Origin of the sequence: Pseudarthrobacter oxydans, from assembly GCF_013314975.1 — a bacterium.
Classification (GTDB): domain Bacteria; phylum Actinomycetota; class Actinomycetes; order Actinomycetales; family Micrococcaceae; genus Arthrobacter; species Arthrobacter oxydans.
On the sequence record NZ_JABTYH010000004.1, the window covers coordinates 86,759 to 100,461 of the forward strand.

At 66.4% G+C, this 13,703-nt stretch carries 16 protein-coding genes; 10 read left to right on the forward strand and 6 right to left on the reverse strand.

What is annotated here, in order from left to right:
- Positions 1-53: 53 nt before the first annotated feature.
- Entirely contained in the window at positions 54-1,103 is a 1,050-nt protein-coding gene (locus HTS88_RS04225; protein ID WP_174175812.1) for a helix-turn-helix transcriptional regulator, read from the reverse strand.
- 120 nt (positions 1,104-1,223) lie between these two features.
- Between HTS88_RS04225 and HTS88_RS04230 the strand changes: the two genes are divergently transcribed.
- Positions 1,224-1,622 carry a DUF1304 family protein gene (locus HTS88_RS04230; protein ID WP_104186288.1) on the forward strand — a complete coding sequence of 133 codons (399 nt, stop codon included), beginning with the start codon at positions 1,224-1,226 and terminating at the stop codon, positions 1,620-1,622.
- 131 nt (positions 1,623-1,753) lie between these two features.
- Positions 1,754-2,188, forward strand: coding sequence for an ester cyclase (locus HTS88_RS04235; protein WP_174175814.1), 435 nt, complete (start codon positions 1,754-1,756; stop codon positions 2,186-2,188).
- Between the two features lie 103 nt (positions 2,189-2,291).
- Here HTS88_RS04235 and HTS88_RS04240 read toward each other — a convergent pair whose 3' ends face one another.
- From HTS88_RS04240 to HTS88_RS04260, 5 genes are all read right to left on the reverse strand, one after another.
- Positions 2,292-2,669 carry a VOC family protein gene (locus HTS88_RS04240; protein WP_174175816.1) on the reverse strand — a complete coding sequence of 126 codons (378 nt, stop codon included), beginning with the start codon at positions 2,667-2,669 and terminating at the stop codon, positions 2,292-2,294.
- Between the two features lie 220 nt (positions 2,670-2,889).
- Complete coding sequence (locus tag HTS88_RS04245) at positions 2,890-3,402, reverse strand: mycothiol transferase (protein WP_251424241.1); 513 nt, start codon at positions 3,400-3,402, stop codon at positions 2,890-2,892.
- Between the two features lie 46 nt (positions 3,403-3,448).
- On the reverse strand, positions 3,449-3,793 hold the full coding sequence (locus HTS88_RS04250) for an iron chaperone (protein ID WP_174175820.1): 345 nt from the start codon (positions 3,791-3,793) through the stop codon (positions 3,449-3,451).
- A gap of 48 nt (positions 3,794-3,841) precedes the next feature.
- Positions 3,842-4,168, reverse strand: a complete 327-nt coding sequence (locus tag HTS88_RS04255) for a hypothetical protein (RefSeq protein WP_174175822.1) — start codon at positions 4,166-4,168, stop codon at positions 3,842-3,844.
- Between the two features lie 57 nt (positions 4,169-4,225).
- Positions 4,226-5,149 (reverse strand): AraC family transcriptional regulator, encoded by a 924-nt coding sequence (locus tag HTS88_RS04260; protein ID WP_174175824.1) that lies wholly within the window; start codon positions 5,147-5,149, stop codon positions 4,226-4,228.
- 277 nt (positions 5,150-5,426) lie between these two features.
- Between HTS88_RS04260 and HTS88_RS04265 the strand changes: the two genes are divergently transcribed.
- The 8 genes from HTS88_RS04265 to HTS88_RS04300 all read left to right on the forward strand — a co-directional run bounded on the left by HTS88_RS04265 (position 5,427) and on the right by HTS88_RS04300 (position 13,391).
- Positions 5,427-6,779, forward strand: a complete 1,353-nt coding sequence (locus tag HTS88_RS04265) for an ABC transporter substrate-binding protein (protein ID WP_174175826.1) — start codon at positions 5,427-5,429, stop codon at positions 6,777-6,779.
- Positions 6,780-6,799: 20 nt separating this feature from the next.
- Positions 6,800-7,768, forward strand: coding sequence for a carbohydrate ABC transporter permease (locus HTS88_RS04270; protein ID WP_174175828.1), 969 nt, complete (start codon positions 6,800-6,802; stop codon positions 7,766-7,768).
- Positions 7,765-8,697 carry a carbohydrate ABC transporter permease gene (locus tag HTS88_RS04275; RefSeq protein WP_174175830.1) on the forward strand — a complete coding sequence of 311 codons (933 nt, stop codon included), beginning with the start codon at positions 7,765-7,767 and terminating at the stop codon, positions 8,695-8,697. Before HTS88_RS04270 ends, HTS88_RS04275 begins: the two co-directional genes overlap by 4 nt.
- 52 nt (positions 8,698-8,749) lie before the next feature.
- Complete coding sequence (locus tag HTS88_RS04280) at positions 8,750-9,811, forward strand: NAD(P)-dependent alcohol dehydrogenase (RefSeq protein ID WP_174175832.1); 1,062 nt, start codon at positions 8,750-8,752, stop codon at positions 9,809-9,811.
- A 2-nt stretch (positions 9,812-9,813) separates the two neighbouring features.
- On the forward strand, positions 9,814-10,779 hold the full coding sequence (locus tag HTS88_RS04285; RefSeq protein WP_174175834.1) for a carbohydrate kinase family protein: 966 nt from the start codon (positions 9,814-9,816) through the stop codon (positions 10,777-10,779).
- Positions 10,780-10,888: 109 nt separating this feature from the next.
- Positions 10,889-11,452 (forward strand): dihydrofolate reductase family protein, encoded by a 564-nt coding sequence (locus HTS88_RS04290; protein ID WP_174175836.1) that lies wholly within the window; start codon positions 10,889-10,891, stop codon positions 11,450-11,452.
- Between the two features lie 305 nt (positions 11,453-11,757).
- The gene (locus tag HTS88_RS04295) at positions 11,758-12,135 is read left to right on the forward strand and encodes a MarR family winged helix-turn-helix transcriptional regulator (RefSeq protein ID WP_246255988.1); all 378 of its coding nucleotides are present in this window, start codon (positions 11,758-11,760) and stop codon (positions 12,133-12,135) included.
- Complete coding sequence (locus HTS88_RS04300) at positions 12,132-13,391, forward strand: MFS transporter (RefSeq protein ID WP_174175840.1); 1,260 nt, start codon at positions 12,132-12,134, stop codon at positions 13,389-13,391. Before HTS88_RS04295 ends, HTS88_RS04300 begins: the two co-directional genes overlap by 4 nt.
- Positions 13,392-13,703: the final 312 nt, after the last annotated feature.

The window sequence follows — 13,703 nt, forward strand, 5'->3', positions numbered from 1 at the left end:
AGAGCCGCAGAGCACTGGCGCCGTGGCGCGTTTCCAGGGCGGCGCAGGGGCCCTCAGGCCACCAGCTTGGCCACCAGTTCGCCGCGGCTGCCCACACCCACCTTCTCAAAGAGCGACTTCAGGTGGTCGTGCACAGTGTGCGGGGAGATGAACAGGTGCCGGGCGATGTCAGCCGTCGGGTTTCCGGACAGCACCTCCAGGCAGACCTGCTGCTCGCGTGCCGTGACGCCATACGCGGCCAGCAGCAGGGTGGCCAGGTCATGGGTGGTGGCGGGTTCCACGGTGACCACCATCTGCTCGGGATCGTCGCCGGTGATCAGGCGGCTGGCCTGCAGCACCACCCAGTTGTTCCCGGCGTCGCGCATCCTGGCCCGAGCCGTGCCCGAAACGGCCGCGGAGGCCTGGGCCACCACCGAGTACAGCACCATGCTGAACCGGCCCGGCGCGGCGTCCTCCACCTCGGCGAGCCAGGAAGCGGCCGCGGGGGTTGCCGCCTTCAGTTCCCCGTGCCGGCCGGCGATGACAATCACGGGTCCGACGGCGGCGGCCCGGGTTGGGTGCCCTGCCCTTACCGCGATCCTGGTGGCGGCCGCCAGGGAGGCTGTCACCGCCGCCAGGAACTCCACCTCGCGGTCCGTGAAATCCCGGCCGGCATCGCGGAAGATGCTGCCGACACCCCAGCAGGTACCGTCCACGCGGAAGGCCGCCCGCAGTTCGTGCTCCAGGCCCTGCGGCTTGAGCAGGTCATTGATCCGGATGCTGCGGACCACCTCCCGGTGCGGGGCGTCGGACATGCGTGCGATGGGACGGGGACGCCGCAGCAGCTGGGCGAAGGTGTTCGGTTCGTTGCCCGCATATTCAGTCTCGGCGAAGCGGGCCGAGTACTCCACGTACTCCTCTCTCCGCACCGGCCAGGGCTTCCAGTTGGTGATGGACGTCATCACCAGGGTGTGGGGGTCGACGCCGGCCCAGCACCCCTGCTCGAACGGCACCGTGCGCTGCACCACCGCGAGCGCCGCAGGGTAGAGGTCCGCCAGGTTCACTCCACTGGTGGCCAGGGCGGCGATGTCCCGCCGGGCACGCTCAGCGCGCTCCTCCCACATAGCTCCAGTATCCGCCCGGGGGGCCGCAGCGCAATCCCCCAAAGTGGGTATTCCCCGGGCACCCCGGAACCCCCTGGCAGGGGATGGGGAAGGTGCGCACCGCCGTCGTACTCTTCCCTCATGAACGCCGTATCCCAGATCTTCGCGGTCCTCGCCGCCGTGGTGTACATCGCGGTGTTCCCGCTGGAAAGCTTCCTGATGCACCGGCCGTGGGCGCAGAAGTTCCTGAGTACCCCGCCGCGCAATGTTCCGGCCGTGATGATGTGGGCCATCCCCACCGGGTTCCGGAACCTGGTGATCGGCCTGGGAGTCCTGGCGGGGGTGGCCGCGGTGAACATGGGCTACCTGGTGGTGGGCTACACCCTGGTGGTCTACTGCTGCCTGAACATGGTGCTGACCGCTCCGGCCATGTTCCTGGCGGACATGCTGGGCCACTACCCGAAGAAGGGCGACAGCATCCCGGGCACCCTGGGCGCCACCGTTCCGGCCCTGCTGGCACTGGTGACGCTGCCCTTCTGAAGCAGGGTAGCCCTGTCCGTTGACAGCAAATTGCGGCGGACGTGCAATTAAAGTGGTTCCGGCAGCAGCCGAAGCCAATCCACGAAGCGGCCCCCGCTTCCGTGAGGCCGCCCAAAAATTGGAGGTCCACAATGGGACAGGCACGCGAAGTCATGGACCGTCTCACCACGGCCATGGACGAAAAAGACAAAGAGACGCTGGCCCGGTGCTACGCAGCAAACGCTGTTGCCTACACCCCCGACGAAGGGGAACTGACCGGGCGCGACGCCATTACCAACTACCTCTTCCACTTCTGGGAGTCCATGCCCGACGTCCGGTACGAGCACGGTGACAGCTACGAGGCCGGAAACGTGGCCATCGACGAGGGCTTCGTCATCGGGACGAACACCGGGCCGCTGAGCCTGCCCACCGGCGAGACAATACCGGCCACGGGCAAGCAGGTCAGGGTCCGGAGCTGCGATATCGCCCGGGTTGAAGGAGGCGAAATCACGTCCCACCACTTCTACTTCGACCAGACGGAGTTCCTTGGACAGCTCGGACTGATGCGCGAACTGACGTCGCACTGACAGTGGGACGCCGGGACCAACTCACGGAAATGCCGTGGACACCCTGCGAGGGTATCCACGGCATCGTGTTGCGTCGTTGTCCTCTTCGGGAACTGCCCCTGAACTACGCGCGCTGGGCGATGTTGAGGATGTTCCCCTCGCTGTCCAGGAACCAGGCGCCCTTTCCGAATGAGTCGGTGGACACGCCGTTCTCCGTCTTCAGGCCAGGGAAGTCGTAGTCTTCGAAGACCACCCCGCGGCCCCGCAGTTCCTCCATGTCCCGTTCAAGGTTGTCCGTCTCCCAGCCCATCTGGGTGTTCTTTGCAGTGCCGGCGTTGTCGGTCTGGTAGATGAGGAAGCTGGTTCCCTTGCCGCAGCGGTACAACAGGCTTTCCTCGATGGTTTCAGAGGGTTCCAGTCCCAGCTTGTCCCGGTAGAAATCCTTGGCCCTGTTGATGTCCTTCGCGGGAAGAACAGCCATGATTGCTGAATCCTTGAGCATGGTGATTCCTTTATGCGTTGTGCGCACTGATGGCGGTTGCTCTCCCCCGGCTGCGCTCCCCCGGGACATCCCGGTGAGGGGCGCATGGCCGCCCGTCGCGCCACTTCCGGGGCGGCCACCTGGAACCGTGCGTGCCCCGCCAGCCATCAATGGCGCGCGTGTCCCCGAAGCCTACGTGGCCATTATGGAACCGAATTGCGCCCACGGAAATAGGGAAATGTTATTGACCCCGCGTAGGTTTCAGGCCCTTGGCGTAGGCGGCTTGTCCAACGTGCTGGAGGCAGTCGGCGAGGGTGCTGACAAGCCGCACACCGAGCGTGACGGGCGGGTCCCAGCGGGTGTCGACAACACGGTCAAGGTCACCATCACCGAGGGTCTCCAGGAAGTCCACGGTCTGCCGGTGGACGGCGTTGTAGTAGTCCAAAAGCAGTTGCGGCTCGGCGCGCACCGCGTCCACCTGCTCACTGGAATGTCCATACCCGGTGTCTTTCCGGGGCAACGGCAGGGCGAAGCGGCCCACGAAATCCTGCGCGGTCCACACCTGCTCGCGACCAGCGACGTCCGCCACCTGCGCATCCTCCACGCGGCCCAGGTGCCATAGCAGCCAGGCGATCGAGTTGCCGGTGCCGCCTGGCCGCAGGGCCAGCGCACCGCCGTCGAGCCCTTCAAGGGTGGCCTCAACGGTCTCGCGGATCCGGACAAAGGCGTCCAGCAGCAGTTCGTTGGTTTTCACGGTTCCCTTCCTGCGTCTTTCCCCAGGGGCGCGTGGGCCCCGTGCGTTACTTCCGGATCTCCGCCTGCCGCAGCCGGACCATCTCCTCCACCACGTCATCCGGGACGGGGTGGTCCGGGGTGAACCGGACGGTGCCCTTCGACAGTGAAAAGCCCTCCAGCCTGGGCGCGACGGCGTCCACCACCCCGGGCGAGAACGGGAAGATGGACAGGTGCTTGGCTGCCGCCGCCACACCGATCAGCGGCTTTCCGTCCAGCTTCAGGGCAGGCATCCCGTAGCTTCGGCCTTCCTCGGCGTCCGGGACAATGCGCCGCGCGGCCGCGATAACGCGCTGCAGGCAGCCGCGCGCAGGTTCAGCCAAGGCGGCAAGGGAATCGTCAACGTCACCCATGCGGTCAGTCTAGACCCGTGCGCAGCCCGGTGCCGCCAGGCTTTCCGGCTACGCTTTCGAAGCCCGGATCGCCTTGCGCACCGCCGCCCCGACGGCCGAAATGACTGGCACCAGGCAAACCAGTGCCACCACGGTGTTGGGCCGGAAGGACACCTGCCCGCCGACGTTCCGGTACACACCAAGCGGCAGCACCATTCCGCCTCCCCCGCCGCCGGAGGCGCCGTCCGGCCCGGCTTCGCCGCCTCCACCGAACCCGAAGGACACCAACGCCACCGGGATGATTTCTTCCCCTCCGAGCTGGACCGGGGAACCGTACGCCCGGGAGACGCCGACGTTCTTGAATGCTTCGATCAGTGTCGGGAATGCATCAGCCATGGCCCCACCCTATGGGCGTTGGTCCGGCGGCAACAGACCTGCCACCGGGCTTTCCGGTCAGGTTTGAACGCGCCGGCGGTAGTTCCTCGGCGTCTCCCCCGCGTCGTTCAGGAAGTGCCGGTTGAAGTTGGACAGGTTGGAGAAGCCCACTTCGTAGCAGATGTCCGAGATGGGCTTGTCCGTCCGCTCCAGCAGGCGCCTGGCGTGGGCAAGACGGAGCTTGCGCACAAGATCGCTGAAGTTCTGGCCGGTGGCGCGCTTGAAGTACTTGGAAAAGGTGGGCTCGGGCATGCCCACCAGCGCCGCTGCCTCGGACATTTTGACACTGCCGGCGTGGTTGCTGAACACATACTCCAGGACAAGGTCGACGACGGCGGCGGCCTGTCCGTCCAGCTGCGGCCTGAACCATTCCTCGGCAAGGTAGCGCCGTTCCTCCCTGGGTGCCCGGGTCAGGATTCCAAAGAGGGCGAACAGGTGCTGGAGCCGCTGCAGCCCGCTCGTAGCGCCCATCGCCTCGATAGCCGCGGCTGCCTCCTCCGCTGAACGTCCCAGGAACTCGATTCCCCGCCGGGACTGCTCCAGCAGCGGCGCCACCTCGGCCAGTTCGGGAACCAGGGCCGCCGCCTGTTCAACCCATCTGCCGTCGAACTGGATGACGGCATCCCGGTTCTCAAGCACCTCACCTGGCTCAAGGTCACTGACCCAGTCGTGCGGCAGGCCGGACCCCACCAAGGCAACGTGGCCCGCCTCGAATGTGCCGATATGGTCACCAACAATGAACTTTCCGGTCCCCTTGCGGATCAAGTGGATCTCGTACTCGGGATGGTAGTTCCACCGTGCCAGCGGGCTGGGGTAGCTGTGCTGGTGCCACCGGACCGAATGGTTGGGATCAGGCGGGATGACCTCGCGGTTTGCCCGCATCCCCAGCAGGCGTTCGGCGAGCCGTGCCGTGGCTCCGTCAGCTATTTCCGCGGCGGTCATCGAGGTGCTCCATAGGGGTGGCCGGTTATGAACTCGGGACAGGCATTGGTGGCCCTGGTCCCAGAGTAGCGCCTTCACGGGGGTGCACGGCGGGAAAATAAGTATCAGAAAACGGCAACCAGGGCGCTAGTTGTTACCTCAGCCTCCCGCCTAACCTTGAACTACATCAGCGAGGAACCCCGGAATCTCCGGTCCCAGCCCTCGCCCAGGTCCAGCACCCCGGCACGGCAGTCGAGGTGCGGTGACTGTGCACCCCTGAAGAACAAAGGAGTCCTTAATGCGCCCAAAAATGCGTGCTGCGACCCTGGCCGCCGGCGCTTTGTGTGTCGCGCTGAGTGCCTCGGCCTGTGCAGGTGCCGGCGGCGGCAATTCCGCCGGAGACCCGAACAGCATCAGTGTCCTGATGGTCAACAACCCCCAGATGGAGGACCTGCAGCGGCTCACGGCAGAGAACTTCACCAAGGAAACCGGGATCAGGGTCAACTACACGATCCTGCCGGAAAACGACGTACGGGCCAAGATCAGCCAGGAGTTCTCCAGCCAGGCCGGCCAATACGACGTCGCCTCCCTCTCCAACTACGAGATCCCGTTCTACTCCGCCAACGGCTGGCTGGCGCCGCTGGACGACGTCGCTGCCGATCCCGGATTTGACCAAGACGACATCCTGCCCGCCTACACGGCGTCCCTCACCGGTGAGGACGGCAAGCTGTACGGCGAACCGTTCTACGGGGAGTCCTCCTTCCTGATGTACCGGAAAGACATCCTGGACGCCAAGGGCCTGGCCATGCCGGCAAAGCCCACCTGGGATGAGGTTGCTGGCATAGCGGCAAAGGTGGACGGCGCGGAACCGGGCATGAAGGGCATCTGCCTCCGCGGACAGCCGGGCTGGGGCCAGGTCTTCGCACCCCTGACCACCGTGGTGAACACCTTCGGCGGAACCTGGTTCGACAAGGACTGGAACGCCCAGGTCAATTCCCCCGAGTTCACCGAGGCGGTGGAGTTCTACACAACTCTGGTGCGCGAGCACGGTGAAGCAGGCGCCGCGCAGGCAGGGTTCACCGAGTGCCTCAACAACATGGGCCAGGGCAAAGTGGCCATGTGGTACGACGCAACGTCCGCCGCAGGGGCACTGGAAGCCGAGGATTCCCCGGTCCAGGGCAAGATCGGCTACGCCCAGGCGCCGGTCAAGGAAACCGCCTCTTCCGGCTGGTTGTGGACGTGGTCCTGGGCCATGCAGGCTGCGTCCAAGAAGCAGGACGCTGCCGAGAAATTCATTGCCTGGGCCAGCTCAAAGGACTACGAGGAACTCGTCGCCTCCGAGCTCGGCTGGGCAAAGGTCCCGTCCGGCAAGCGCATCTCCACCTACGAAAACGCGGAATTCCAGAAGGCCGCCCCGTTCTTCGAGGCAGAACGCTTCGCCATCGAAAACGCCGACCCGAAGAACCCCGGCGCCCAGGAACGTCCCGCCGTCGGGATCCAGTTTGTGGGCATCCCCGAATTCGCAGCCCTGGGAACGAACGTGTCCCAAGGCGTCAGCTCCGCCATCGCCGGCCAGGGCAGCGTGGCCGACGCGCTGGCCAAAGGCCAGGAAGCCGCCCAAAAGGTCGGCGACAAGTACAAGCAGCCTTAACCGAACCGCAGGAGAACATCATGACTACCGCAACGGCGCGCATCTCCCGCCCGGGACGCAATGCAGCCACACCTTCACTCAACGCCCGGCAACGGGAACGCTCCCTGGCCTGGGCACGGCGTGCACCGCTGCTGCCGGCCCTGGTCTTCCTTATCCTGGTCACCCAGCTTCCGTTCGTGGCGACCCTGGTCATCTCGTTCATGAACTGGAACAGCCTCAGCCCGGACAAGACCGCCTTTGCCGGGCTGGAGAACTACGCCACGGTCCTGACCGACCCTGACCTGCGCCAGGCCATCTTCACCACCATCCTCCTGACCGTCTCCGTCGTGCTGATCAGCCTGCTGATCGGCCTGGGACTTGCCCTGCTGCTGGACAAGAAGTTCATTGGCCGCGGCCTCGCCCGGACCCTGCTGATCGCCCCGTTCCTGGTGGTGCCGGTGGCAGCGGCCCTCATCTGGAAACATGCCCTGCTCAACCCCACGTACGGGCTGATCAACGGAATCCTGACCTGGGTCTGGTCGCTGTTCGGCAGCACGGCGGCGCCGCAACTGGACCTGCTCTCGCAGGCTCCCATGATGGCCGTGATCCTCTCCCTGGTGTGGCAGTGGACGCCGTTCATGATGCTGATCCTGCTGGCCGGGCTGCAGTCCCGTCCCATGGACACCGTGGAAGCTGCCCAGATGGACGGCGCCACACCCTGGGGGATCTTCCGGCACCTGACCCTGCCGCACTTGCGCCAATATCTGGAACTCGGCGGCCTGCTCGGCGCGATCTACATCGTGCAGAACTTCGACGCGGTCTTCACCCTCACCGCCGGCGGACTGGGCACAGCCAACCTGCCCTACGCCATCTACCAGACGTTTTACTTCGCCAACGAATACGGCCTGGCTTCCGCCGCCGGCGTCGTGGTGGTCATCGGCACCATCATCGTGGCCACCTTCGCACTCCGTACCGTCTTTTCACTCTTCAAGAAGGAGGCAGCACGATGAGCACCCTCACCCCCGCTGCACCGCAAAGCTCAGGCCCGGCCCGTTCCACCTCCCCCGCCGCACGGGCAACCGGCCGCGCTCCACGCCGCGGCAAGGCACGCATGGACCCCACCCGCAACAACACCGCCGCCGGCATTGCAGCCTGGTTGCTGGCGCTTCTCTTCGCAGTCCCGGTCCTGTGGATGATCCTTACCTCGTTCCACTCCGAGACCGACGCCGCGACGAACCCGCCGTCCATCGCCGCGAACCTCACCCTGGACGCGTACCGGGAATTTTTCGGCGAAACGTCCGGCGTCAGCCCGTGGCCGTCGCTGATCAACTCCGCCTCCGCCTCGATCCTGTCCACGGTCCTCGTGCTGCTCCTGGCCTTCCCGGCAGCGTACGCGCTCTCCATCCGGCCGGTGAAGAAGTGGACGGACGTCATGTTCTTCTTCCTTTCGACCAAGATGATGCCCGTGGTCGCGGCCATCCTTCCGCTCTACCTTTTCGCGCGGACCGTGGGGGCACTGGACAACATCTGGTTCCTGATCCTGATGTACACCTCCATGAACCTGCCCATCGCCGTCTGGATGATGCGGTCCTTCCTGGCCGAGGTGCCTGAAGAAATGCTGGAGGCAGCACAGATCGACGGCGCCAACCTCCTGCTCATCCTCCGCAAAATCATCGCCCCCGTGGCCATGCCCGGCATCGCAGCCACCGCCCTGATCTGCTTCATCTTCAGCTGGAACGAACTGCTCCTGGCCCGGGTCCTCACCGGCGTGGTGGCAGGCACAGCGCCCGTGTTCCTCACCGGCTTCGTTTCCGGCCAGGGCCTCTTCCTCGCCCAGGTCTGTGCGGCCGCCGTCGTCATCTCCCTGCCGGTGCTGTTCGCAGGGTTCGCCGCCCAGGACAAACTCGTCCAGGGGCTCTCCCTGGGCGCCGTGAAATAACAGGCCATGAAATAGCCCGCCGCCCCACCAAACTCTTTCAAGGATCACGTCAATGACAACACCAACCGCCCAGACCGTGCCCGCCACCGATCAGGCGCTGCCCGCCACCATGCGCGCCAACATCCTCAAAAGCCAGGGCGAGATGACCATGGAAACCCTGCCCCTACCTGGGCTGGACGCCGACCAGGTCCTGGTGCAGGTCGCGGCCGTCGGCGTCTGCGGCAGCGACGTGCACTACTACGAGCACGGCCGGATCGGCCCGTATGTGGTGGACCACCCGCTCATCCTCGGCCATGAGCTTTCGGGGCGGATCGCCGCCGTCGGAAGTGCCGTGGATCCGGCCCGCATCGGCCGGCGCGTCGCCGTCGAACCCCAACGCCCGTGCCGGACCTGCAAGCAGTGCAAGGCCGGGCGGTACAACCTCTGCCCGGACATCGAGTTCTACGCCACCCCGCCGGTGGACGGCGCGTTCGCCGAGTACGTGACCATCCAGAGCGACTTCGCCTACGACATCCCGGACAGTGTCAGCGACGAGGCAGCCGCCCTTATCGAACCGCTCTCCGTCGGCCTCTGGGCCTGCGAACGTGCCGGGATCAAGCCCGGCAGCCGGGTGCTGATTGCCGGTGCCGGACCCATCGGCATCATCGCCGCCCAGGCCGCCCGCGCCTACGGCGCCACCGAAATCTACATCAGCGACATCGCCGAAGACCGCCTGGCCTTCGCGCTGGAACACGGCGCCACCCACGCGCTGAACGCGAAGACGGACAACGTGGAAGGGCTCGACGTCGACGCGTTCATTGACGCGTCCGGGGCACCGCAGGCGGTCCGTTCCGGCATCAAGGCCGTTGCCCCCGCCGGAAGGGTCATCCTTGTCGGGCTGGGCGCGGACGACGTGGAACTGCCCGTCTCCTTCATCCAGAACCGCGAAATCTGGCTCTCCGGCGTGTTCCGCTACACCAACACCTGGCCGCTGGCCATCCAGCTCATTGCCGACGGGAAAGTGAACCTGGACATCCTGGTCACCGGCAGGTTCGCCCTCGCCGAGTCCGAACAGGCGCTCACGGCGGGCAGGCAGCCCGGCCAGCTCAAAGCCGTTGTCTACCCCGGCCGCTGACCATGTTCACCGTGATCGGCGAGTCACTCGTTGACATCATTGACTCCCCTGACAGCGAAGGCGCGGCCAGGGCAAGCTGCCGTCGGGTCCATCCCGGCGGCAGCCCCCTCAATGTCGCTGTGGGCATTGCCCGCCTCGGCCAGGCAGCCACGCTCGTCACGCACTATGCCGACGACCCGCACGGCCACGTGATTGCCGGGCACCTCCGCGGCAACGGCGTCGAGGCGATTGTGGGAGGCGCCTCTCCGACGTCGTCCGCGGTGGCGCGCCTGGACAGCACCGGAGCGGCGGAGTACAGCTTCTCCATCACCTGGGACATCACCGGCGCCTCCATCCCGGCCCTTGCGGCAGTGGAGAGCTCCCTCCATGTCCATACCGGGTCCATCGCCACCGTCCTGGATCCGGGCAACCAGATGGTCCGGCGGCTGGTGGCGGCTGCGCGCACGCACGCCACCGTCAGCTTCGATCCCAACTGCCGGCCCGCGATCAGCGCAGAGGCGGACGCGGTCCGGGGCGACGTTGAAGGCTTCGTTGCCGCCAGCGACATCGTCAAGGCCAGCGACGAGGACCTGCGCTGGCTGTACCCGGGCAGGACGCCGGACGAATCCCTGGCTGCCTGGCTGGAGCTGGGACCGGCGCTGGTTGCACTGACGCGCGGCGCGGACGGTCCGGTGATCCTGACCCGGCACGGACGTGTTGAAATGCCCAGGGAAGTTACCACCGTTGCGGACACCGTGGGGGCCGGCGACTCCTTCATGGCGGGCCTCATCTCCGGCCTGGCGCAGCTGGACACGCTGGGCGCCGGCGGACGCGAACGCCTGCACAGCCTCTCCCCCGCGGAACTGGCTGCCCTGGCGTCCTATGCGAACCGGGCGGCCGCCATCACCTGTTCCCGGCCCGGCGCCAACCCTCCCACCTCCGCCGAGCTCGGCTCCCTGGCCGGCACGCCCGCGGCCGCGGCTGGCTAGCCCGTGCGAGCCCCGCGGTAGTCAGCTGGTCTGCGTGTCCCTGGCCCTATGAGCCTTCCGCACCGTGCCGGTCTGTACAACGGATAAGGGCTCACGGGAGACTGACCCCATGCGCAAACTGGCCTTCGCCATGAACGTAAGCCTGGACGGCTACACCGCAGCCCCCGGCGACAATCTCGGCTGGAGCGCACCAAGCGACGAGCTGTTCCAATGGTGGTCCGACCGGGTGGGTTCGACGGGCCTGGCGCTGTACGGGCGCAAACTGTGGGAGACGATGAGCTCCCACTGGCCGACTGCTGACCAGCAGCCCGACGCCACGCCGGCGGAGATCGAGTTCGCCCGCCGCTGGCGGGACATGCCGAAGGTGGTGTTCTCCTCGACAAAGAGCACGGTTGACTGGAACACCCGCCTGGTTACCGGCGACGCGGTCACCGAGATTACCCGCCTCAAGGCCGACGACGGCGGCTCCATGGATATCGGCGGTGCCACACTCGCCGCGGCAGCCATGCGGGCAGGGCTGATCGACGAATACGCCATCGTCACCCATCCGGTCCTGGTTGGCGGCGGCACTCCGTTCTTCACCACCCTGGACAACTGGGTGAACCTGAGCCTGATTGAGACCCGGATGTTTCCCGGCGGTGTGGTCCTGACCCGGTACGAGACCAGGCGCTGACTGCCCGGCGTCGGGTCAGCACGGACTCGGACAGCCCCAGGGAGCTCAAGCACCGTAAACCCGCAACGCTCCGCCTTTCCTGATGAACATGGAAACTATCGGAAGGCCTTGGAAGGCTGTTAGTCCACCCACACTTCCTTGCCGGAGACGAGGAACAGGAGCATACTTATTAGCAGGACTAATTAGCAGTGCTAAGTATTTTCAGGAGGCGCAACCCGGGCGTGACCACCACCGACACCCAGAACCCGAGAACCACCGGATCGGCCGGCCCGGACAGCCTGGCCATTGATCTCCGCACGGCAGTCATGCGCACCTCGCGCCGGCTCCGCGTCGAGGCCACCGGGGACGCCATCACTCCGGGGCAGTACACGGTCCTGGCGCTCCTGGACGGCAACGGCCCCAGCACCCTCCGCGCACTTGCCGACAGCGAGCACGTACAGGCTCCGTCCATGACGCGGATCGTCAACGCGCTCGCGGACCAGGGTTTCGTGTCCAGGGCCGCAAACCCCGACGACGGGCGCCAGGTCCGCGTGGACATCACCGACGCCGGCCGGGCAGTCCTTGCCGAGGCCCGGAACCAGCGGACGGCGTGGCTGGCGCAGCGGGTGGCCGGGCTGAGCGAGGAGGACCGGCAGATCCTCAGCCGCGCGGCGCACATCATGCAGGAAATGAGCGGCACATGAGCGCCATGTTCCGGGCCCTGGAGAACCGCAACTACCGGATCTGGGCCAGCGGCGCGCTGGTGTCCAACATCGGCACCTGGATGCAGCGAATAGCCCAGGACTGGCTGGTGCTGACTGTCCTTACCAACTACTCGGGCGCCGCCGTCGGGATCACCACCGGCCTGCAGTTCCTTCCCATGCTGCTCCTCGGACCATATGGCGGAGTGCTGGCGGACCGCTACCGCAAACGGGTGATCCTGCTGTGGACGCAGGTGGCCATGGGCCTGACCGGGCTGGCGCTGGGGCTGCTGGTGGTCACGGGCACCGCGGAACTGTGGCACGCCTACCTCGCCGCCCTCTGCCTGGGCATTGCCAGCGCCGTGGACGCGCCCTCCCGGCAGGCCTTCGTCTCCGAACTCGTGGGCCAGGACAACATCTCCAACGCGGTGGCACTGAATTCCGCGTCCTTCAACACGGCCAGGCTTACCGGCCCTGCCATCGCCGGCGTGCTGATTGCCTGGGTGGGAACCGGCCCGGTGTTCCTGCTCAACGCCGCCAGTTTTGGCGCAGTCATCATCTCGCTGTTCCGGATCCGGACCTCCGAACTTGCCCCCGCGGCGCCCGCCAGCAGGGGCAAGCACCAGGTGGCGGAAGGCGTCCGCTATGTGCGCAACCGCCCGGATCTGGTGCTGATCATGGTTTTGGTGGGCATCCTCGGCGCGTTCGGGATGAACTTTCCCATCATCAACGCCCTGATGGCCACCACTGAATTTGGGGTGGGCCCCGGCGAGTTCGGGCTGCTGGGCTCCATCATGGCGGTGGGCACCCTGGCCGGGGCGCTCCTTGCCGCACGGAGGGCCGGTCCGCGGCTGAGGTTCCTGCTGGGCGGTGCGCTCGGGCTTGGTGCCTTTACCCTCCTGGGAAGCGTGTCGCCGTCGTTCTGGCTGTATGCAGCGGTCCTGATTCCGGTGGGCCTGGCCTCCATCACGTTCCTGAACAGCTGCAATACCAGCATCCAGCTCTCGGTGGAGCCCCAGTTCCGCGGGCGGGTGCTGGCCCTGTACCTTGCCGTGCTCCAGGGCGGAACCGCTGTGGGCGCTCCGCTCATGGGCTGGGTCGGCTCGGAGTTCGGCGCCCGCTGGTCCGTGGCGGCCGGAGGGATCATCGTGCTGCTGGCGGCCGTGGCCGCCGTGGTTGTGGTCAGCAGGCGGAACAGCCTGAGCTTCCGGGACAACCTCCGCATGGTGTTCCGGCGGCGGCGCGAGCCTGCCGTCTAGGTCAAAGCACCAGGCAACGGACGACGGCGGCGCCGGACTTTGCCTTGGAGGCACCCATGATGGGCCTGCTTCGGCGGCACGCACCGCCGTCGTTCGCTCTCCGCCGGCAGTAACGCCGCTGTAACGCCTGCAGGGTCTAATTCCAGTGGACGCAATGATCTCCTGGCGGTCCATGCTTTCCGTGGCCTGCCGGGACCCTACCCAAGGCTGGAACCCGGGCAGCACAGATAGTGATGGTGCGAGATGCACTCCTGCAGCCGCCGCCCGATCGCCCTCACCTGGGCGGTCACCCTGGCGCTGCTTTTGTCTGCG

Excerpts from the sequence above, each read along its gene's own strand:
- HTS88_RS04225 (WP_174175812.1), bottom strand. The coding sequence starts at position 1,103 with ATGTGGGAGGAGCGCGCTGAGCGTGCCCGGCGGGACATCGCCGCCCTG.
- HTS88_RS04230 (WP_104186288.1), top strand. The coding sequence starts at position 1,224 with ATGAACGCCGTATCCCAGATCTTCGCGGTCCTCGCCGCCGTGGTGTAC.
- HTS88_RS04235 (WP_174175814.1), top strand. The coding sequence starts at position 1,754 with ATGGGACAGGCACGCGAAGTCATGGACCGTCTCACCACGGCCATGGAC.
- HTS88_RS04240 (WP_174175816.1), bottom strand. The coding sequence starts at position 2,669 with ATGCTCAAGGATTCAGCAATCATGGCTGTTCTTCCCGCGAAGGACATC.
- HTS88_RS04250 (WP_174175820.1), bottom strand. The coding sequence starts at position 3,793 with ATGGGTGACGTTGACGATTCCCTTGCCGCCTTGGCTGAACCTGCGCGC.
- HTS88_RS04255 (WP_174175822.1), bottom strand. The coding sequence starts at position 4,168 with ATGGCTGATGCATTCCCGACACTGATCGAAGCATTCAAGAACGTCGGC.
- HTS88_RS04260 (WP_174175824.1), bottom strand. The coding sequence starts at position 5,149 with ATGACCGCCGCGGAAATAGCTGACGGAGCCACGGCACGGCTCGCCGAA.
- HTS88_RS04265 (WP_174175826.1), top strand. The coding sequence starts at position 5,427 with ATGCGCCCAAAAATGCGTGCTGCGACCCTGGCCGCCGGCGCTTTGTGT.
- HTS88_RS04270 (WP_174175828.1), top strand. The coding sequence starts at position 6,800 with ATGACTACCGCAACGGCGCGCATCTCCCGCCCGGGACGCAATGCAGCC.
- HTS88_RS04275 (WP_174175830.1), top strand. The coding sequence starts at position 7,765 with ATGAGCACCCTCACCCCCGCTGCACCGCAAAGCTCAGGCCCGGCCCGT.
- HTS88_RS04280 (WP_174175832.1), top strand. The coding sequence starts at position 8,750 with ATGACAACACCAACCGCCCAGACCGTGCCCGCCACCGATCAGGCGCTG.
- HTS88_RS04285 (WP_174175834.1), top strand. The coding sequence starts at position 9,814 with ATGTTCACCGTGATCGGCGAGTCACTCGTTGACATCATTGACTCCCCT.
- HTS88_RS04290 (WP_174175836.1), top strand. The coding sequence starts at position 10,889 with ATGCGCAAACTGGCCTTCGCCATGAACGTAAGCCTGGACGGCTACACC.
- HTS88_RS04295 (WP_246255988.1), top strand. The coding sequence starts at position 11,758 with ATGCGCACCTCGCGCCGGCTCCGCGTCGAGGCCACCGGGGACGCCATC.
- HTS88_RS04300 (WP_174175840.1), top strand. The coding sequence starts at position 12,132 with ATGAGCGCCATGTTCCGGGCCCTGGAGAACCGCAACTACCGGATCTGG.